At 32.8% G+C, this 20,320-nt stretch carries 20 protein-coding genes; 10 read left to right on the top strand and 10 right to left on the bottom strand.

Annotation, left to right across the window (positions count from 1 at the left end):
* Positions 1-2: 2 nt before the first annotated feature.
* The 8 genes from ACIQLB_RS01465 to ACIQLB_RS01430 all read right to left on the bottom strand — a co-directional run bounded on the left by ACIQLB_RS01465 (position 3) and on the right by ACIQLB_RS01430 (position 11,632).
* On the bottom strand, positions 3-599 hold the full coding sequence (locus tag ACIQLB_RS01465; protein ID WP_400720042.1) for a distal tail protein Dit: 597 nt from the start codon (positions 597-599) through the stop codon (positions 3-5).
* Positions 599-7,150: a peptidoglycan DD-metalloendopeptidase family protein gene (locus ACIQLB_RS01460; RefSeq protein WP_400720040.1), complete on the bottom strand. Its 6,552-nt coding sequence runs from the start codon at positions 7,148-7,150 to the stop codon at positions 599-601. The genes ACIQLB_RS01465 and ACIQLB_RS01460 overlap by 1 nt, the downstream gene beginning before the upstream one ends.
* 218 nt (positions 7,151-7,368) lie before the next feature.
* Complete coding sequence (locus ACIQLB_RS01455) at positions 7,369-7,866, bottom strand: hypothetical protein (protein WP_400720038.1); 498 nt, start codon at positions 7,864-7,866, stop codon at positions 7,369-7,371.
* Positions 7,867-7,934: 68 nt separating this feature from the next.
* Positions 7,935-8,933, bottom strand: a complete 999-nt coding sequence (locus tag ACIQLB_RS01450) for an Ig-like domain-containing protein (RefSeq protein ID WP_400720036.1) — start codon at positions 8,931-8,933, stop codon at positions 7,935-7,937.
* Between the two features lie 27 nt (positions 8,934-8,960).
* A complete protein-coding gene (locus ACIQLB_RS01445) occupies positions 8,961-9,725 on the bottom strand; it encodes a hypothetical protein (protein WP_400720035.1) in 765 nt (254 codons plus the stop codon).
* A complete protein-coding gene (locus ACIQLB_RS01440; RefSeq protein WP_400720033.1) occupies positions 9,722-10,264 on the bottom strand; it encodes a hypothetical protein in 543 nt (180 codons plus the stop codon). The genes ACIQLB_RS01445 and ACIQLB_RS01440 overlap by 4 nt, the downstream gene beginning before the upstream one ends.
* Before the next feature lie 311 nt (positions 10,265-10,575).
* A complete protein-coding gene (locus ACIQLB_RS01435) occupies positions 10,576-11,052 on the bottom strand; it encodes a hypothetical protein (RefSeq protein WP_400720031.1) in 477 nt (158 codons plus the stop codon).
* Positions 11,053-11,128: 76 nt separating this feature from the next.
* Positions 11,129-11,632, bottom strand: a complete 504-nt coding sequence (locus ACIQLB_RS01430; RefSeq protein WP_400720029.1) for a hypothetical protein — start codon at positions 11,630-11,632, stop codon at positions 11,129-11,131.
* Between the two features lie 262 nt (positions 11,633-11,894).
* Here ACIQLB_RS01430 and ACIQLB_RS01425 point away from each other — a divergent pair, with 262 nt between their 5' ends.
* The 10 genes from ACIQLB_RS01425 (at position 11,895) to ACIQLB_RS01380 (ending at position 18,819) form a co-directional block, all read left to right on the top strand.
* On the top strand, positions 11,895-13,211 hold the full coding sequence (locus ACIQLB_RS01425) for a ParB N-terminal domain-containing protein (protein WP_400720027.1): 1,317 nt from the start codon (positions 11,895-11,897) through the stop codon (positions 13,209-13,211).
* Between the two features lie 10 nt (positions 13,212-13,221).
* Positions 13,222-14,208 carry a phage lytic cycle repressor MrpR family protein gene (locus ACIQLB_RS01420; RefSeq protein WP_400720025.1) on the top strand — a complete coding sequence of 329 codons (987 nt, stop codon included), beginning with the start codon at positions 13,222-13,224 and terminating at the stop codon, positions 14,206-14,208.
* A gap of 180 nt (positions 14,209-14,388) precedes the next feature.
* Complete coding sequence (locus tag ACIQLB_RS01415; protein WP_400720023.1) at positions 14,389-14,853, top strand: hypothetical protein; 465 nt, start codon at positions 14,389-14,391, stop codon at positions 14,851-14,853.
* Positions 14,854-14,921: 68 nt separating this feature from the next.
* Positions 14,922-15,098, top strand: a complete 177-nt coding sequence (locus ACIQLB_RS01410; protein WP_400720021.1) for a hypothetical protein — start codon at positions 14,922-14,924, stop codon at positions 15,096-15,098.
* A 19-nt stretch (positions 15,099-15,117) separates the two neighbouring features.
* Positions 15,118-15,345 carry a hypothetical protein gene (locus tag ACIQLB_RS01405; protein ID WP_400720019.1) on the top strand — a complete coding sequence of 76 codons (228 nt, stop codon included), beginning with the start codon at positions 15,118-15,120 and terminating at the stop codon, positions 15,343-15,345.
* Entirely contained in the window at positions 15,338-15,643 is a 306-nt protein-coding gene (locus ACIQLB_RS01400) for a hypothetical protein (RefSeq protein ID WP_400720017.1), read from the top strand. Before ACIQLB_RS01405 ends, ACIQLB_RS01400 begins: the two co-directional genes overlap by 8 nt.
* 34 nt (positions 15,644-15,677) lie before the next feature.
* The gene (locus tag ACIQLB_RS01395) at positions 15,678-15,854 is read left to right on the top strand and encodes a hypothetical protein (RefSeq protein ID WP_400720015.1); all 177 of its coding nucleotides are present in this window, start codon (positions 15,678-15,680) and stop codon (positions 15,852-15,854) included.
* A gap of 89 nt (positions 15,855-15,943) precedes the next feature.
* Entirely contained in the window at positions 15,944-16,552 is a 609-nt protein-coding gene (locus ACIQLB_RS01390) for a 3D domain-containing protein (RefSeq protein WP_400720013.1), read from the top strand.
* A 158-nt stretch (positions 16,553-16,710) separates the two neighbouring features.
* Positions 16,711-17,241, top strand: a complete 531-nt coding sequence (locus tag ACIQLB_RS01385; RefSeq protein WP_400720011.1) for an NfeD family membrane protein — start codon at positions 16,711-16,713, stop codon at positions 17,239-17,241.
* 15 nt (positions 17,242-17,256) lie between these two features.
* Positions 17,257-18,819 carry a flotillin lipid rafts scaffold protein FloT gene (locus ACIQLB_RS01380; RefSeq protein WP_400720009.1) on the top strand — a complete coding sequence of 521 codons (1,563 nt, stop codon included), beginning with the start codon at positions 17,257-17,259 and terminating at the stop codon, positions 18,817-18,819.
* A 44-nt stretch (positions 18,820-18,863) separates the two neighbouring features.
* Here ACIQLB_RS01380 and ACIQLB_RS01375 read toward each other — a convergent pair whose 3' ends face one another.
* Both ACIQLB_RS01375 and ACIQLB_RS01370 read right to left on the bottom strand, forming a co-directional pair.
* Positions 18,864-19,406 (bottom strand): GNAT family N-acetyltransferase, encoded by a 543-nt coding sequence (locus ACIQLB_RS01375; protein ID WP_400720007.1) that lies wholly within the window; start codon positions 19,404-19,406, stop codon positions 18,864-18,866.
* A 17-nt stretch (positions 19,407-19,423) separates the two neighbouring features.
* Positions 19,424-20,248, bottom strand: a complete 825-nt coding sequence (locus ACIQLB_RS01370) for a methyl-accepting chemotaxis protein (protein ID WP_400720005.1) — start codon at positions 20,246-20,248, stop codon at positions 19,424-19,426.
* Positions 20,249-20,320 lie beyond the last annotated feature (72 nt).

Raw genomic sequence — 20,320 nt, 5'->3', positions numbered from 1 at the left:
TTTTACAAGTCACCCCAATTATTAATGTTTGCATACAGAATGCCCCATGTGTTATTAATCGCATCAATCGTTAGTCCATTTGTAGTGATTTTCATATTTTGACATTCACCTTGAGCAAATGTAGAGATGTCATCCTTTAATATGTAGCTTTTATTTGATTCTCTAAATTCTATCTTATCGATAATATGCTCGTGAGAATATGTATAGGGGGAGGAGCATCTAATCGTTAATTCAACATAACCGTGTTTTAGCCCGTTATGGATTAAAGTAGAATCACCTTCTACAAGGGCATACATTACTCTATTAGGATTATGATCAAACACTAGTGGCTTATAATATGGCTGAAAAAGCCAACGTGCAATTTTTCTTAAGTCTCCATCACTAACCCAATTCTCTAGATAAAAAGACAATTTAAAAGAGAGTGGCTCATGCTCCACTCTCTGAAAGTAAGGTATTTCATTATTGGCTATTTTTTTCTCAACAATTCGTCGTATGGGGAGAAGATTTTCTTCAAACAAATTGCCTGAAGTCCATCCAATATAAACGCCCATATCCTTTGATGAGATATTGTCATACATAAAATGAATTGATTCTAACACTAATTTCTCATCCCTCTCTTACGTAATAAGTCGGCGTTAATCATTTTGCTAAATTTCGTTAAATCATTCATATCGCCATTCATTTTGTCTATGTTAAATTCGATATTTATATCTCCATAAGTTGAAGCAGAAGCAGTTTGAACTGTACTCAAAGTATTGCTGAATGATGGAAGTTGATCTAATATTGGACGGAAGAATAAACCGGCTCTTTCCATAATATTAGCCATTGACAGCAAGTTGTTGGTATCGATAGGGGAGTTAATTAATTCATTTGGATGAACAATCATGGCTTTGCCACCTAATCCGTCAATACCATTGCTTGAATAATTCGTAATTCCTCCTTGAAAGGCTGAAGCGGAGTTTTTTAATTTAGAAGCCATTTCTTTTGCTGCTTTAAGTAAGTAAGGTGTTTCTATAAATTGTCCAATGTTTGTTTCTACATAAACTGCAAAATCTTCTAGTGCTTCTTTTGAAAACTTATTAAGAGCTGCTCTAAAACCTAAACTTGAGGGAATTGTACCATTATTTTGATTTCTACCTTTGTTGGCTAATTCATGTCCCTTTTCTCTTATTAGCGATTGTCTAGATGGAAGACTTTCTTGTGTAACGAGTTCTTCAGTGAAATATTTTCCTAATAAAATCTCTTTATCACCTTGGTTAATAGTTTTACTTTTTTCTTCAGTATAATGTGTTCCAGAACCTGACAATATATTGCCGTAATCTGTTATATAATCTTGAAGATACTTAGAATCAACAACTGTATTTGCTGCTGATTTGAAATAATTCGCCAACTCTTGTTTCTCATCCTGGGTTAATGAATTAATATGTTTATCAAAACTAATATTAGCAGGAATTGAAGAGTTATTTTTTCTACCTTCAGCTGCTAGTTCATGTGCTTTTTCTCTAATGCTTGCTTGACGACCAGGACTCTCATTTTTAGTAAGAACATCAGTCATATACTTTGCTAAAAGAACCTGCTTATCTCCTAAGGATAAGGAAGAACTACCATTTCCTGAAGAGCCGCCATTTCCATTAGTTGGATTGTTTTTCGAAGCCCCATAATCGCCATTTTCTTTTTGTGCTTTCCCGAAGTCTTCAATTAATTCTATAGCGTGCTCTAATTCATCAATAATATTTTGTCTGATAGAGTTTCCAACCACATCCATTGAGTCAGTAAGAGTCTTCTCTAACTCAGGCATACTTTCTTTTAACCAAGCTTTATATTCGCCAAATTCCTTTCTTAATGCTTCGAATTCCTCGTTTCGAATTTGTTCTAAAATTTTCTTCAATTTTCGTTCATCATTGATCCGATCTGTATAGTATTGCTCCCAATATTGTTTTTTCTCATCTAATAAATTTAATTCATTTTCATGATTTTCATTTTCTAGTTCTTCTTTTTTACTAATCTCAGTTTCTTTTGCTTCTAATTGATCGTTTAAGGATTCTTTTCGTAGCTCAATTTCACGATCATGACGTTTTTCGGCAATATCCTCATCAATTTGTTGAAGCTGCTCTTGTAGCTTTTTACGTTTAGCTTTTGCTTCATGAGAATTATCCAACAAAAGTAGATTATATTGTCCCTGAATATCGTTACGCTCTTTTTCAAGCTTGCTAATATCCTGATTATAATCGCGTTGGGCTTCTTGTCTGTCGATTAATTTCAATTTGTCTTGGACATTGTTTCTAAATAGATCCATTTCATCTTTATAATTGTCCATGACCTTGTCGTGACGTTCATTTTCCCGTTTAATTTCCTCATCAATACTTTTTATATGTGCGTCCCGTTTTTCTTGCATGTATTCCTTGTATGCATTAAATAACTTATTGGCGAGTTCTTCTTCTACTTTATCTTTAGTATCTTTTAATTCATCATTATAGCTTTTTAAATTAGCTTTTAAATTCCACCAATTACGAGACATATCTTGAAGTTGAGCATTTAAATCCTTATAGTCTTTTGAATTTATATCCAGGTGGAGCATTTCTTGTTGAATACTTGCTATTGATGCTGCAACATTGTCCATTGAAACATGTGTTTGTCCCATTTGGAAATTTATTTCACGCGTAGCATCCGCTGAACCTTCTTTGTACATAGATTGGATAATTTTACTTCTATCAATTTGATACTGAATGTCATTATTTTTTTCATCGTATTGAGTTTTAATATTAAGGATTATTTCATAGTTTTTTTCGCGTATTTCAATGTCTAAAGATTTCATTTCAGTTGTTAGCTGTGAATAACGCTCTTTTAGCTTTTCTAAAACTTCTCCAGAATGTTTACCACTAGCAATCTGTTGCTGTAAATAATTCAACTCGCTACGATTGACATTTTGTTTTTGATTCATATAAATGGTCATTAGCTGTAACGTCTTTGCATATCTAGCTGAATTAGTATCTAGCTCTTTAATTTTGACATTTTCATAGTCAAGCTGTGACTCTGGTTGATTTCGTTGGTAATTAAATATTTCAAGTTTATTTAATGCTAGTTGCGAAATAGCATTATTTGTGTCTAGCATTTCAGTCTTTAATTCTAATAATCTACTTTTCATTTCATCAAGAGTGATTGCAGATAAAGAACCTTTTTTAATTAAACCTTCTATATATTCTAATTCTTGGTTATTAACGGCTTGTTTTTGCTCTAAATATTTCGTTTGTAAATCAATAGTCTTTGAATATCTACTAGAGCTTTTATCAACTAATTTTATTTTAGCGTCTTCATAATCTAAATTAGATTGTATGTTAGCACGCTTCCAATCATAATAAGATAATTGGGAATCAATTAGATCTTTCTCAACCTTCGCAATTAATTCCTTTTGATTAAGAATGTCTCTTTGCATACTTACTAATTCAGATTTGGCCTGATCGATGGATTGTTGAGTTGTTTCAACAGCAGTGATACCTGTTGAACTAACAGTGCCTGACTTAGCATTATTTATGTAGTCTGTAGGATTAATTGGTATATTTCCATTTTTGTTAATTTCATAATGTAAATGAGGACCAGTACTATTACCGGTGGAGCCTACAGTTCCAACTTGCTGTCCTATTTCGATTGTTGAACCTAATTTAGCAACCGCTTTATCTAAATGGGCATATATATGTTTTAAGTTATTCGCATCTTGAATAACAACGATATTACCATAGGAGGAAGGATAGACATTATCTTTTCCAGCTAGACCACTAGCAATAACCTTGCCACTAATGTTTGCATCTACCCTAGTACCTCGCTGCATTGCGATATCTATACCACGGTGATTATCTGATTTACCGTTTAAATTTCTATTACCAAAGTTACTTGAAATTCTACCTGACCAACCACTTAATTTTTGAGTGGTAGTAGTTGTTGTTGAGGCATTTGAAACAGTCCCTGTTTTATCGATCTTTCCAGATGCTATTTGAGATTTTATTGATTTTTCTTGTCTTTCAAGTAAATTTAATTTTTCTCTTTCAAGATTAAGTTGGTTTTGTAGTGATTTTCGATATTCATCGGAATACTTTGGTAAAGAAGATTGAATTTTTACTTGTCTTTCAATCTCAAGGTTTAGATTTTCTAAAGTTTGTTTAAATTTATCTGTAATGTAGATGGAATCTTTTGTAGTTTTATTGGCTTCTTTTGCTGCTTTATTTGCGCTCTGAGATTTTTTTGTTGAGCCTTCAGTAGTTTTTATGTAAGTGTTGATTTCATTTATTAGACCATTTAAATTTTGCTGTTTTTGATTAATTTCTTCATTTTTATTATCTATCTTACTTTGAGATCCAGCCAGAATTTGTCCTAGACGATACTGGGCCATTGGATCACCTTTTTTTTCAGCTTCATCGTACAGTTCTTGGAAATAAGAATGTCTAAGTAGTAATGCACTTAATTCGTTTCTTATATTTTTTATTCTTTCTACAGTTAATTGAGCTGAAGCAACTGTATTTTTTTGTTCGTCATTCAGTTTATCTTGATTATATAATATATATGCTTTGAATAATGTTTTATAGGCATTGTTTTCATTCTCAATTGCTTTTATTTTTTCTGATGAGAGACCTACTAATTTTGAATCGTTTTCTAGTAAATCTGGATAGGTGGAAGATAACTCTCGCATTATTTCCATTCGTTTGTTTAAAGTATCCTTTAAAAATTGTTCTTCTGAAGTTAACGATTCTTTGTTTAGTATATCATTTAATTCTTGTTCGGAGTATTTAGCTAATTGTCTAGTTAATGCATCATATTGAGTTATTAGGTCATCTGTGTGTGATATTTGTTTTTGTTCAACCCCTGCTAATTGTTCATAGACAGTCTGAAATTGTTTTACTTCTTCTTTTAATTCTGAAGTTTTAGCTTTTGCTTCAGCTAATGTTAAGTGATTAGCCCTCATTTCGACAGACAACTTTTTTTGAGTAGCAATAGTATTATCGTAATGCAAATTTAGAGATTTCATAATACTACTTACTTCTTTTTCACTTAATCCTAGCCCAGATAATTCAGCTTCCACATAAGACAACTTATCTTTAGCTTTACTAGCCATTGAGTCAAAAGTTTCAGAAGTAGCATTCTCCATGTTTTGAAAAGAACCTATAACATCATTTATTAATGTAGAGGTATTCTCATTTGAAAATAATGATGCTAATGATTCTTGTAAAGTATCTAACTCACTTAGATCAGTAACTGCAATTAATTGTGCTGCAAAACTTTCAGCATTGTTTTTAACATTATCGGTTAATTTATCGTTTTCACTTATTACATTAGCAATGTTAGAAATATAGTCCGATTTTTGTGCTAAGACATTTTGGTTTAGCTTATTTTCCGTTTCGATAATGTTTTCAGCGTGATATTCGACAGCTTCACTTAATTTTTGATAATAATCTGCTAACTCACTATTACCACCACTTCTAGCTTTAGATTGGAGCTTATTTAATTCTTCTATTTTGTTTTCAAAATCAGCTACTGTTTTAAGTATTGGTTCACCTTTGTCATCAAAAAAATTAACTTTATATCGTATATCTGGTGCAAAATCACTGTGGAAAGTGTTTAGAGTAGTAGCTATTCTTTTTATTTTACTTTCTTGTTCATCTTCTAATTCCGAAATAGACGTTTTTCGAATTTTTATATCGTCATCACGTTTTTCTTTAGCTGCTTGTTCAGCAATTTGCGACTCTATAGCTTGTTGTTCTTTAAGCAGTCCGATTTTTACTTTCAAAGCTTCTGAAGAACCTATAATCTTATTACCAAATTCATCTTCACGAGCAACAATATGAGGTAGCATTTCTCCAAGTTGATTCGAAATCTCTTGATATTCGGTTAAAATAGAAGGATCAGTATTGCCCAATGCTATGGATTTCTCTAATTCAGCATATCTAGATGTTAGGCTATCAATATCTGGGGCATTAGCAGCATAAGAGTCTACGATATTCTTTTGCTCAGCTACTAATTCTTCAGCCATTTGTTTGGCTTTAGCTCTGCTTTCTTGCAGTTTGTTTAGTCCAAATTCTGCAAGAACTATTGCTGCTCCAATACCAGTAGATGCAAGAAGTCCTCTCCCAATGCTTGCAAGACCACCAGCTGCCGCAAGTCCGCCGCCTTTCTTTGAAGAAGCTTCTTCCGCTATTTTTGAAGCTGCTTTTTCGCTTGTTTTAGTATTATCAACTTTATTACGTCGTTTTTTATTTTTTTTAGACTTAGATACGTTTGTTGGATCAATATTAGCTGCTTTTTCGACCGCTGGAGTATCTTCACTAATTTTAGGCGGTTTAATTTCAGCTGTTTTTTTCTTAATAAATTCTGTTAATTCGAAAGCTCTTTTTGCTCCATCAATAAATGAGGTTAAGAAGTTTGTAGAATCTTGAGCGGCGACATTCGTATTTTTCCCAAACTCGATAATGCCCTGATTAATCTTCTCTAATTGGTTTGGAATATCCGATATGCCTGCAATATTTAAGCCTCCATCTAGTTGGATATTTGTAATTTGAGTATTTAATTCAGCAATTTGCGATGTTAATTGTTCGAAGGTAGTAGTGTCTGCATATGCTTTTTGTAGTTCATAGATGTTATTTAAATTGGCTTCTAAAGCTTGTAAATTTTGCTGTGTTTCTTGAATGCCGTTTAATTTAAATTCATTCGTATTGACTGTTTGCATTTCTGTTTTCAGTTGGGTCAATAATTTTTCAAGAGATTGTAGGTCGCCAGTAGGGACTTTTGCTAGTTGTTTGTAAAATGCGTTGACATTTATTTTTAAATCTCCGAAATTTTTATTTAGAGTGTCTATAGATTTTACAGAGTGGGTAACTTGTTGTTTGAATTCATCGAAAAATGCAAGGGTAGGGGATGCTCCGTTTCCAATATTTTTAAGTTTTTGATTAAAGGCTTCCAATTGCCGTTCTAACGCTATTATTTGTTTTTCATATTCGATAAAGATTTGTGTGTTATGTCCTTTTACATCTAAGTTAATTGTTAGATTAGGTATGTTTTTTAGTTGTTTTATGTATGTATTAATATTTTTCTTAGAAATCTCGTCATTGATACCTAGAGCGACTAATAGCTCCGTTGGTTTTGATTGTCCACCACCAGTACTCAATCGGTTTTCCCTCCTAATTTTTAGACAACAGAAAAAACAGCTACAATAATGGTAGCTGTTTTGATCAATTTGTCTTTATTTAATAATGAATAAGACAGTAAATATCCTAAAATGTTCAAATACCCACCTAAAGCAGGTAGGGGAGTAGTTCAAAATTTTAACTATTTATTAGCTGAGACTAAAAATCAGAAGTTCCTTAGTCGTTCTTTTTAGGATGTTTATTTGGTTGTCTCGACAACGTTTGATTGTAAGATATTGAAGAACTCTTTTTCTATTTCTAAATATTTGAAACTTATATTAAGTCGTTTGTTAATTTCCTCTAACACATTGGAAATCTCATTCATTGTAAACATTTCAGTTAAAAATACTTCGTACCAGCCAATGTCTACTAGTTGATTCATTGTTGCAAAATGCGTTTCAATTGGCTTATCTTTTAATTCAGTTTGTAAATCAGTAAAATGTTTAATGATTAAAAATAAAATGTAATTATTTAATTCATGATCATTTTGGAAGAAATCCAGTTTGTTTCGTTGAACATATTCAATTGTATCAGCTAATTCACTTATCAAAATTGTTATTTTACGTTTACTAAATTTAGGATAAAAATAAATAAACTTACCTTGCTCTTGATCAATGTTAAACTTTTGCTTTTTATTTAAGGCGTCTGCATTTTTTTGAATATCTGCTAATGATAATTTCGTTTCACGTTTTGTCATTTTTGAACTCCTTTATAGAAATAAAGAGGGTAGAGAATGAAATCCCTACCCATTTTAAATTAATTTATTTAAATAACATCTACTGCAATTGTTTCACTATTTGTACCATCAGTTACTTCAATAGTCGTTTGATCATTTGCTTTTGCAGCAGCGCCTAAAGTAACGACACCATTTGCATCTACAGTAGCAATTGACGTGTTCTTGGATTTCCAAGTTAACTCACTGTTTTGTAATAGTACATTGCTATAGCCTGCGCCTCGAATACCCACTACAGTAATACGTTGAGAATCCCCAGCAACAGCAGAATCAAGAACTAAGCGTGAAGGATTTGCAGCAAGTGCAGTAAATTGTACTTTTTCCTCAGATAAATTACGCAGCTTGATATATGCATAGTTTCCTTTTTTATCTGCAAGCGAGCTACCTGCAAGGGAAGAAGAAGCAACCCCCTCATGCGTCATTGAAATTTCAACAGCTCCATTTGGCTTGAAGTTTGGCACTTCAATAATCACTTCACCAGTTTTTCCGTTATTCGAACGAATATCGACATTTAATTCCATGCGAACTGCTTTAGGGAAGGAATCAGCAGAGATTTCAATTGTATCCATCATTTCCTGAACAGCATAGACAACCTGTACTTCTTTTCCAGCTAGAGCAGGGACAGAAAAATCTTTGCCAGCAGGCGTGTATTGTGTAAATGTACCGTTTAGTTGCTCTACGTGTACTTTACCAACAGGTGTATCAGCTAATGTACCTTTACCGTTTGCATCAAGTAAAATAATTTCGTCAGTAAAGAATTCAGCTAGTTGATGGTTGATTTCTGTACCATTCTGTAAAGCGATATAGGCAGTATCGAAAGCAGCATCTTCAATAGAGAATGTTAATTCCTTTTGGTAGTTAAGTTCGTATACCTTTTTAGAGCCTTTACCAGCGTGAATTGCTTGTGTTTGAATTGCTTGTGTCATAGATGAATTTAGAAGAGTTTTACCATTTAAAATTAATTCATCTGTTAAGCGATCAAATAAACGAACGTTTGCTACTGAAGTTAAAAATTGATTTTGTTGTGTCATAAAATATTACCATCCTTTTAGTTATTATTATTTATTTAAACTAGGCTCAAGTCCTAGTTTTTTCATTTGTTGATCAAATGCTGATTTTGTAATAAGGACATCCTCATTTTTCTGCGGCTCTTCAATATGGCTTAACCAGTGTGGAAGATCTTGTTCATTTTTGAATTCAATCATTCCGGAGTAGCGTGCGTTAAGAATGGCATCACTACTAATCATATAGTCCATACGAATTAATCCTTTGTGGAATTGATAAAGTGTTAGTTGTTCAATTTCATGGTAGGGTAAGCCGGATTTACAATGATACGCTATTATTTGTTGTTCCAAATCTGCCTGTTTTGTTTTTCTTTTAGCCATAAATGCACGTGCTTCTTGAATAGCTTTCTTTGTACCAGGGTCGATAAATTCATCATCTAAATCAATAAGATTTTGTTCACTTATGAAAGTTTTAATTTTATCAAAATCACGCTCATGCAAAGAAATGCCATTGACGATTATAAAGGCCATACCTTTTTCATTCATTGAAATTTGAATGTCTTCAGTTTTAAAAACTAATCGATATAATGAAAGTAATTTTTCTAATATTTCATGTCCACCGTCGTTCTGAGACATAGCAAGTAAAAACAGGAAGTAAGACATTCTAATTATTTCGGGTTGTTGAAAATCGTTTTTAGGTAAAAGTAAGCATTGCACAGCATCATAAAATTCATCTGCATCGTTCATTTTTATAGGGTAAATATTTAAACCTTTATATTTAATTGGTTTTCCAAATGCCTTTTTAGTACTGATATTCATGATCTAAATCCCATAGGCCGTTGTCCAGAAGGCATAATGTAAGTCCAACGATATCCAACAAAACCATTAGGAGCATTCATAATTGGAAGTCCACTATGGAATCTTAAATCCCCAAATTCCTCAACATTCTCTTGAAACAATACCTCGTTTAGCTTTTCACCGAGCCAATCGAGCCGAAAATCAATATTATTGGCGGAAACAGGTGTATAAATATCAAAGATATACTGTTGAGTGCTTGAATAAGGATTATCAGTAAATTGATTTAAGTTTTTTAAATAGTTTTTTTGTGGCATTCGTGGACCTGTGTATAAACAAATTCTACAAATATTTGTATCTGATGCTAAATCACTAGTTTTATCACCTATAACTATTAAATTGTTTAGTATACTGTCTTTCTCAAGTAATTGAGATACATCCATTTTTAAGTCATCAAGTGGATCATCTTGTCGATCCTTTGACATGTAGTACAGTAAACGAAGAAGCTTTTCATCATTTACTAATAAATGATAAAATTCGGTTATGTTTTTTACTATTTTCATTCTCCTTTATTCCTCCTAAAGAAGAGTGCAATTTTGAAGGTTTCATCAGTAATGAATTAGAAAAGAGGTTATGTATTTTTTATATTAATTTATACATACAATGGTCATCACCTTCTTTCATTTAATATTGAAGATAGTCAATAAGATAATCATGCTAGGCCAATTACATTTCATAAACAGTTTACTTGAAAGCACGGATACCTCTTTTACTAAGATGAAACCTTCATGATGAGGCTGTAAGTTAAACCTAACAGACAGCCACATTAGAAAATTTCATTATTTTTAATATGTATTTTAAATTATTTTATGTATTAAATAGAATCTTCTTCTACATCTTCAATGCCAAAAGCGATAGCTTCAAAGTATGAAGTGTTTGAAAAGGTGTTATGTCTACTGGAGCCTTTAGTAATTTCTTTTTGCTTATAGTGAGAGAGTACGTAATTATCTTGTAATCGATGTTGTGCATTTTGATTTTTAAGTAATTTTGTAATTTCTCTGCTTCTTTTATTGCGTTTCTTAGCTTCTTTAATGTACTTTAAATTTTCTTCTTCTAATAGAAGCTCTTCTTTAGTGAAAAATCCTTTTGTTATATAATAGCCTAGCATATCTAATAAAATAATCGTATTGTGAGTATGAGAAGTTATACTGAAATATATTTCTAGAGTGATCTCTTCACCTCGATAAACGATTCTCTCATTTTCTAAAAGTGATCGTATGTATTGAACTCTATCCTCTATCGGAAGCTCTAAATTCAATTCAATGGCCGTATTCGGTAATTGTAATTTCATATGTATTCTCCTTCTACTTATTAGGTTGACTAGTGTATATGTAAATCCAACTTTTTCGCCCAAACGACTTTTACGTTTATTTTTTGCATTTCTTACATTGTGAATGGAATAGATCTTTACTGCTGCTGTTTAAACTAAAAAATTCATCAGTAGCAGGAAGAATATCTTTACACTTACTACATCTTTTTGTTTTTAAATGTAATGTATTTATATAGGTAACTTTTCTCCACTGTCTATCGTTCTCTTGTTTTAGTCGCAAACAAATAGTATTAAATTTACTCCCTACTGTTTTAACAGGTATTCCTAAAATTTTTCCTATAGTATAATATGAAAAGTCTTTAGCAATATAACTAAGTAATCTTATTTGCTCTTCATTTAAAGTTTTTTCAATTAATTCATCTAAATCTACAAATAAACTGATGACATCTGTATTCATTTTTAAAGAATTGGTTGCACATACACCTTGATTGAAGTTGGTATCGTCAATCGAACCTCTAAAAGTTAACAGTTCTTTAATGACTGTTACATCAGATAATACTAGTTGCTTATATTTTGTATCTTTACTTGTTTGGTAAGCCATTGCTACATCTCCTTTTATTTTTCCATAATATGCTTTTAACCATTATAATCCCATTAATAAATAAATCAATATTTTAAATTAATTTATTTATTAAAATGACGAAACTTCCATTTTAACTGAAAAGAAAAGTTCATAAATAAAATGTTGATGCTCAGTCAATCTAATATAAATTAATTAATTTAAAAATGTTACATTTTAAATTAGCATGTGTTACTATTAAATTGATTATATTTAAAATGGTAAAATAAGGGAGTTGAGAAATTTGAAGGTTGGAAAAACGAAAGAATTATTAATTGAAGATATTAAAGCGAAAATTCCTTTGTTAGTTCAAAATGATTTATTTTTGGATGAGATTTCAATACAGCTTATTAAACATAACATTAACATAGGGAATATTCTTGAATTGATTAATGATGAGAACATCCTAAGAGATGCAAATTTACAGGAATTATTATTGCTAGGAGAACAGCTACATTTAAAATTTGCAGACACTGATGATGACTGGATAGCGGAATGGCTTAATCCTTCAGAAATTAAAGAGTTAAGATTTTACATGAAAGAATCACCATATGAAGAAATGATCACGTTGCCGTATACTTTCGAGACTGTTATTAAAACAGGACACAACGAGTATACAGCAGTAATTCCAAATTCAATTATTGGTAAGCTTTGGATGAGCGGTATTACAATGTATAATCCAAATATTCAGCGTCAAGCAAAAAAGAAAAGAGTAAAAAGTGGAATTATCGAGGTCATGAATTTAAATCCAAAATCTTTACGTGAGATTGAAAAGCAATCTTTAGAAGGAGATTTAATTACTTCTACTTTACGATACAATGCTAAAGTAGGCTCAGGGAATGATGGAGTTGAATTTATTTTCGATGAACGAGAAAAGTCTCTGACATTGTTAGAAGGTACCTTATTAGATGTTTTAGATGGGGCGCATCGTACTTTCTCAATTTATAACGCATATATGAAGAAAGTAGATTTAGAAGGTAATATGATCGTTATTTTTTCTAATATGACAGAGGCGCAATGTAAACGAGTTCAAGTAGATATGGCAAAAGCTAACCCAATACCTAAACCAAGATTACAAGAATTAGCAAAAGAAAAATTATCCGACGATGTTGTCATTGAATTAAAGGCAGAAGGGGAATTAAGAGGCAAGATTACATCAAGTTCTAATGTTAAATATTCATATGGTGAGGTAGTTACTTTTTCGGAGTTATCAAATGCCATCGACAAAAGCTTTCATTTGGAAAATCGCCTAGAAGTCATAAAAGTAGCAAAAGTAATTAATGACTATATGATGTATCTTTTTGCGTATTATAAGGCAAATGTGCTTGATAAAAATTCCTTAATGTTTAAGAGTAGAATGTTTATAGGCCACATTGAGCTAGCGGCTAAAATGTTTGAACATAATATTCCGTGTGAAAGCTTAAATGTTTATTTAGATAAAATTGATTTTACAATCGATAATCCCTTTTGGGAGGAAATTGGAATACTGAAATATGGTAGTTTAAGTGCACGAAGTCGAACAAAAATTCAAAAAGTATTCGAACAATTAATTCAAGAATGAGGTGTAAAAGATGCTAAAGGAAAATGTTTTTAATAAGGATATTAAAGAATGGTACTTAAAATCATTAGATGTTCAGGAAAACAGTCTAACTACTTATTTATCGTTATTCAATAAAGCAACGTTGCTTGAAAATCAAAAAAATAAAGATATATTTGATATGCACAAAGTAGAGCTGGAAGAGTTATTTTATAGTTTAAAATCACCAAGTCCACAATCCATTAGCGCTTCTATCGGTTTTATTGCGAGATATATAGACTGGGCTATTATGAATGGCTATACAGACAATCGTTCACAAAGGTTGCCTAGTATTATTGACATGGAATATTGTAGTAAATTTATCTATAAAGCATCGATTGTCCGATATACAAGGGAGCAATTATTAAGCTATATGAATTTGTTTGATGACCAGAGACATGCTGTATTTCTCCTATGTTTATTTGAGGGAATTAAGGGAGAGGGCTATAGTGAGATTTTGAATTTAAAGATGGAAGATTTGACGAATGAAAATGGGATTTGCTTTGCTAATTTGATGAATAGCAAGGGCTACAGCAGAACGATTGAAATCTCTGAAGATTTATATTGGAGGCTGGAGAGGTTAGACAAAGTATCTTCAACAAGCTTACAACCAAAACAGGGCCAAAAATATTTTTCAGATAGTACTTATATATTTAAAAAAGCAAATGCTAAAGGGGGAGATATCCAACTTAGGGCCTCTTTTGGAAACAGGGCTTTGGATTTAGCAAAATCAATTTTTGACAATAGTAACCTGATAGCAAGTACAATGCAAGTATCGGGTATGATGTGGTATATATGGGAATTGCTTAAACATAAAGAAGCAAGAGTCCTGAATAAAGAAATACTTGAGAGAGTTGCTAATAAATATGATACTGGCTATGTCAACAAAGATAGTAAGTATGTAAGTTATTCTATACTCCAACATAAACTAGATTTTGATTTTATAAAAACGAATTATGGATTTTTTATTATTGAGTTATAGAACTGGTGAATACCAGTTTTTTTTATTTTAAGTACTTATAATAAAAAGATATATCTAATAAATTGTAAATATTCTCTAAAAATAACCTTGAAATAGAACGTTTGTTCGTGGTAATATAAAAACAAATATATAGATTGGTGCATTACTTTTGTTATAGCCAAGAATTAAGGAGGGATTTAAATGAGTGATAAGGAGACTACGGCAATATTAGAACTAGTAATTTATAAAGATAGAGATATATCTGAAGAGTTAATGAGTGATTTCTATGGCAGTATATCAAATGTGATATTGAATGATGAAGGTGGCAATACTCTTACATGTGAATGCATGGACAGCTCACTTTCTAGTTTAATCCTTATGGATAAATGGAATGATGATGAGGTCGAATTAATAATGGGGATAGGTGATACAAAATTTATTTATAAAAAATCACAAGAATTAGATGTTCATTTTGATAGTTTAGTACAGTTGGATGGTAATAACGAAAATATTTACAGTGTTGTTGAATTCCAAAATATTATTTACTTATACAATGGATATCAAAGAAAATCCATTATTGATAACAATATTACAAGTTTAAAAAGTCTTAAACATTATTTAAATCATTACTATCCAGAACATAAAGTTTTGGAAAGAATAAATTGAGGATCATTTTTCAGTAGTATTATAGCATTTTTTATAGATAAATTAATGGAAAACATGAGGTGTTTAATTTGGAAAAACATTTAATAAGTGATTTTGCATCTGAAATAGTTGAACAGTCTAGAGGGAGAATAAGCACGATAGATGCTGAAGCACTAGCAATTGTTTACATATCTAAGATGAAAAATTTTAATCGAACTAAAAACATTAGGAGGATAGCCCAGGAGATTGTAAAGTGTAAATTTTAAAGATGAAAAGTCTTAATTAATGAAAGGAATGATGGTGATATATACAAAATACTCCCAATCTGTTTATAAAAAATACGGAATTATCGTCTTAAAAGATAGTATGAGTAGTAAATGGCTATTAGTTCAAGTGGAAGATGATTTTATTTATTCTAAGAAATTTCCGTCTAAGGTAGCAGCTCAAAAATATTTAGATAAATTAATTGGAAATATTATTAAAATAAAAGAAAGTAGGGATTATAGTGGATAAATTAATACTGACAGAAATGAAACAAATGATGAGAGATTTTGGAGAGATCTTTAGCATAATTAATCAGGGGAAGCTTTTTGAGGATGAAAATAACATGAAAGAATGCTTATACAAATGCAAAAAACTACAAAATGAATTAATGAATTGTACAAAACTAATAGAATTAACATTTATTGAATTACAGGAAAAGCGGGAACAAGCTTTGCTAGCATTAAATATTGAATCAGATAATGAAAAAAAGTTAAAACAATTAGATGCACTAGTTTTAGAAATTAATAGAAAACAACAAGGTAAGTGACGGCCTATAAAAATTAATGAAAGGAAGGAGTTAAATGACTATTAACAAAAATATAAATGGGTTAAAAGTAGATTGTTATGAGATGGCATTAGCCTATAAGGAAATGGGTGATCTAAATTTAACGATTTCAAAGGAGATGGAACATCTAGAATGGGAAGCATTTAAATTGATAGAAGCTTTTATCGAGAATATCAATGTACTTGAGATTTAATTAACATTTATACATAAAATAATATAAAATACATATTTCGAGATTAAGAATATGGTCCTGCAAGGCCTAAATGGAGTTTTAAGTATCATATGAATAAATATAAAATAATTTTAGCCATATTTTTCATCTTATTATTTTCTATATGTTTAATAGATGAAGATGTTAATAATAATGATATAGATTATAAAAGTATATTTCAAAATACTCCTAAGAGTAGCTATGAAAACGCGATTAAAGCAATTGTTACTACAGCAGAACAGCTAAAAAAACAAAATTATGAAAGGCAACGAGAATTAAAACGATTGATGCGTGAACAAGAGATTCGAAAAGAACGACTTAGACTAGAAAAGCAACAGAAAGAGTTTAGTGTGAAAGAGAATAAAGTTAATATTAAGTGGTTAAATTTCCACGCTACTTATTATGGCAAAGATTGTATAGGATGTAGTGGCGTTACGGCGACGGGTATTAATGTTCGTAAGACAATATATTTTAAGGGTTTGAGAATTGTAGCAGTGGATCCAACAATTATCCCATTAGGGACAATTGTTGAAATTAAAACTCCAAATGAGAGATTTAAGGCGATTGCCGCTGATAAAGGTGGTGCCATTAAAGGATATCGGTTAGATATACTTGTTGAATCCGAAAGAGTATCTGCTCAATATGGCAGACATGACGTTCAATTACGCATTATGAAGTAATAGATGTACTTCAATAAAATTTCATAATTCAATACATAAAATATAGGGGGCATGATTTATATGCTCCTTTCTGTTTATTTGAAAAATGTGAAAAATTACGAAACCTTTTCAAGGCTGTATCCGTATAGTAGGTAATACAATGAAAAGGGGTGAACAACTTGACGCTATTTGGCTATTCACTCGAGCAGATCTTTTTAGTGGGATTAATATTTGGGGGCCTTGCAACTCTTTTATTTACGTTTTTTAGTGATGCTGTCGAGGGCATTGGAGAGGGGCTACCGATTTTAAATCCAAGTGTCATTCTATCTTTCATTACGTTGATGTCAGCAACAGGATTTATTTTAGAAAAACTTGCCTTCTTCCCTAGCGTTTGGAACATTGTTGCTGCTTGTATCATCGGAGCTATTTTAAGTGCACTATTTTATTTATTTGTTCTTGTTCCGCTACGATCGGCCGATGTTTCGTTAGCTTATACGGAAGAATCACTTGGTGGCCAGCTAGGAAAGGTTATTGTTCCAATCCCGACAGACGGTTTTGGAGAGGTAGTAATCGAAACGACTAGCGGTAGGATATCGAAGCGAGCAACAGGATTTGACAATGAGGCTATCGATTACGATACGACGGTACTTGTTGTAGAAGTGAAGGAAGGAACACTGTTTGTGAGATCTTATGATAAGAAATTTTTATAAAGGAGCGATATTTATATGTCAACGGAAATTTTAATTGTTATAGGGATTGTAGCATTTGTTTTAGTCGCACTAGTTGGACTGTATGTGACTAAGTATCGTACAGCGGGTCCGGATGAAGCACTGATTGTGACAGGTAGCTATCTTGGCTCAAAAAATGTACATAAAGATGAGTCAGGAAATCGTATAAAAATTATACGTGGTGGCGGTACATTTGTATTCCCGATTTTCCAGCAGGCACATCCATTAAGCTTATTGTCAAGTAAGCTTGATGTGACAACACCTGAAGTGTATACAGAACAAGGCGTACCTGTTATGGCCGATGGAACAGCTATCATTAAAATTGGTGGTTCCATTTCTGAAATTGCAACGGCAGCGGAGCAATTTTTAGGAAAGCAAAAGGAAGAGCGTGAAAATGAGGCGCGTGAAGTGTTAGAAGGTCATTTACGTTCAATCTTAGGTTCAATGACGGTTGAGGAAATTTATAAAAACCGTGATAAATTCTCTCAGGAAGTACAACGTGTTGCATCTCAGGACTTGGCGAAGATGGGTCTGACAATCGTATCCTTTACGATTAAAGATGTACGCGATAAAAATGGCTACTTAGAATCGCTTGGTAAGCCACGTATTGCACAGGTTAAACGTGATGCGGATATTGCTACTGCAGATGCTGATAAAGAAACACGTATTAAGCGAGCTGAAGCATCGAAAGAAGCACAAAAGGCAGAACTTGAACGTGCGACAGAAATTGCAGAAGCGGAAAAAGAAAATCAATTAAAGGTAGCAGAATTCCGTCGAGAGCAAGATATTGCAAAAGCTCGTGCGGACCAAGCATATGAGCTAGAAACGGCACGTGCAAAGCAGGAAGTAACTGAACAGGAAATGCAAATTCGCATTATTGAACGTCAAAAACAAATTGAATTAGAAGAAAAAGAGATTTTACGTCGTGAGAAGCAATATGATTCAGAAGTTAAGAAAAAGGCTGATGCTGATCGTTACGCTGTCGAGCAAAATGCAGCTGCAGAAAAAATGCGTGAGCTTGCACAGGCAGATGCCGAGAAATATCGTATTGAATCTTTAGCCAAAGCAGAAGCGGAGAAAATTCGTTTGGATGGTCTTGCGAAAGCGGATGCTGAGCGGGCACAAGGGGAGACAGAAGCAGATATTATTCGACTTCGAGGTCTTGCAGAAGCCGAGGCGAAACGTAAAATTGCGGAAGCCTTCGAATACTATGGTCAAGCAGCTGTCCTTGATATGGTTGTACGTATGATGCCAGAATATGCGAAAGAGCTTGCGAGTCCACTTGGCAATATCGATAAGATTACAGTTGTTGATACTGGCGGTGGGGAAGGCGGAGGCGGTGCTAATAAAGTAACTGCCTATGCAACAAATTTAATGTCGACATTACAGGAATCGTTGAAGGAGACTTCAGGGATTGACGTGAAGGAATTAATTGAAAGCTATGCAGGTAAGCATACATTGCGTCCTGAGCTAGAGCAGATAGCAGTAGGCTTAGGAAAGCAAGTACCAGCTACAGCTAATGAAATGCAAGACGAGATAAAAGAAACAGTTGAACAATAATAGAAATAGCCGCCTGATATGATTTCAGGTGGCTATTTTTGCTTCTATTTTTCCTTCCACTCACTAGCGAGTATGCCATAAGCAATATGGTCAACATAATGATCGTAAAGCCATTCTGCTGCACGGATCGTTCCTTCTTTTGTAAAGCCTAGTCGCTCAGGGATGGCACGGCTTTTTTCGTTGCCCTCAGCAGCACGAATTTCGACCTTGTTGAGCTGTAAATCCTCAAAAGCATATTGTAATAATGCCTGTACGGTCTTTGTCATAATACCATGCCCTTGAGTTCCCTCACTGAGCCAGTATCCAATAGCAGCAATTTTATTGCTATGATTGATCGTATTAAAGCCAGCAATGCCTACTATTTCATTTCGAAAAATGATGACAAGAGTGAGGCTGCTTTTAGCTTCGTGTCCTTTTATACAGCCTTCTATATAGGACGTTGTATCGGCTACTACTTTTGTAAAATCCAGCCATGGCAACCATTCACGTAAATATGCTCGTGATCCATCTGTTAAGGCAAAAGCAGCATTAGCATCTTCTAATTCGATAGTACGTAAGTATAATTCCGGATTAATTGTAATTTGCAATATTCTTCACCTCTTTATTATTTTAAGGCATCATGCATAAAGCCCTTCATTTCATGACTAAGAACTGATAACTCCTCAATAATTTCACTAAAATCTTGAACGAGCTGAGCCTGTTCGTTCGTTGCGTCATTGATTTGCCCCATATTTTGCTTAAGGTTATCAAGGTTTCTATTTATATTTCGTAGGGATGCTTCAATGTTTTCAGTGGCGCTTGATGTTTCAAAAGAGAGCTTTCTAACTTCCTGCGCTACGATGTTAAAGCCAGCGCCATGCTGACCCGCACGAGCAGCCTCAATAGATGCATTTAAGCCGAGTAAATTTGTTTGACGAGAAATGTTTTTTATTAAATCTGTTACTTCATTTGTTTTCTCTGAATCTTCAAGGGCGTGCTGCGCTTGTTTGTTAATTTCCTCACTTGTTGCTGCTAATTCCTCTGAGTGTGAGGCAATAGTATGTACTTTGTCTTGTAGGCTGTTTACAATGCTATCCATTGTACCCATATAATCCTCGAGTTTAAGCTCATTGTCGATTGGCAGTCCAAATGCTAGAGCACCTACGACTTTACCATTTTCACGGATTGGAAATGAAAAAGCATTGATGGCCACTCCGTATACATCCTTTGGTATAACGACATCAGCATTTTTCCCAGTAAAGGCAATGAAAACATTTTGGTCATTAGCATTTACTTTTTGTCCATCTTGATAGCCTGAATCTACACGTTTACCAGCTAAATATTTTACAACTGTTTCACTTTCCTTCTCAACGACAGCCACGATTGCTTCTTCCTTTAATGCAAGGTGAATATAGGGTGCTGAAAGGGCTAAAGCTTCAATAATTTCCATGAAAATTCCTCCAAGTCTGTGCAAAGAAAATAGTTTAGTCATCGGAGCTAATATTGCCAATGATTGCTAGAT

The organism is Lysinibacillus sp. NPDC092081, assembly GCF_044755845.1.
In the GTDB taxonomy this organism is placed as follows: Bacteria; Bacillota; Bacilli; order Bacillales_A; family Planococcaceae; genus Lysinibacillus.
Note: the sequence above shows the minus strand (reverse complement) of the source record. Positions and strands in the feature narration are given on the sequence as shown.

Coding starts and splice junctions, on each gene's coding strand:
- ACIQLB_RS01445 (WP_400720035.1), bottom strand. CDS start 9,725: ATGAATATCAGTACTAAAAAGGCATTTGGAAAACCAATTAAATATAAA.
- ACIQLB_RS01430 (WP_400720029.1), bottom strand. CDS start 11,632: ATGGCTTACCAAACAAGTAAAGATACAAAATATAAGCAACTAGTATTA.
- ACIQLB_RS01395 (WP_400720015.1), top strand. CDS start 15,678: ATGACTATTAACAAAAATATAAATGGGTTAAAAGTAGATTGTTATGAG.
- ACIQLB_RS01450 (WP_400720036.1), bottom strand. CDS start 8,933: ATGACACAACAAAATCAATTTTTAACTTCAGTAGCAAACGTTCGTTTA.
- ACIQLB_RS01455 (WP_400720038.1), bottom strand. CDS start 7,866: ATGACAAAACGTGAAACGAAATTATCATTAGCAGATATTCAAAAAAAT.
- ACIQLB_RS01420 (WP_400720025.1), top strand. CDS start 13,222: ATGCTAAAGGAAAATGTTTTTAATAAGGATATTAAAGAATGGTACTTA.
- ACIQLB_RS01440 (WP_400720033.1), bottom strand. CDS start 10,264: ATGAAAATAGTAAAAAACATAACCGAATTTTATCATTTATTAGTAAAT.
- ACIQLB_RS01370 (WP_400720005.1), bottom strand. CDS start 20,248: ATGGAAATTATTGAAGCTTTAGCCCTTTCAGCACCCTATATTCACCTT.
- ACIQLB_RS01435 (WP_400720031.1), bottom strand. CDS start 11,052: ATGAAATTACAATTACCGAATACGGCCATTGAATTGAATTTAGAGCTT.
- ACIQLB_RS01380 (WP_400720009.1), top strand. CDS start 17,257: ATGTCAACGGAAATTTTAATTGTTATAGGGATTGTAGCATTTGTTTTA.
- ACIQLB_RS01405 (WP_400720019.1), top strand. CDS start 15,118: ATGAAAGGAATGATGGTGATATATACAAAATACTCCCAATCTGTTTAT.
- ACIQLB_RS01415 (WP_400720023.1), top strand. CDS start 14,389: ATGAGTGATAAGGAGACTACGGCAATATTAGAACTAGTAATTTATAAA.
- ACIQLB_RS01390 (WP_400720013.1), top strand. CDS start 15,944: ATGAATAAATATAAAATAATTTTAGCCATATTTTTCATCTTATTATTT.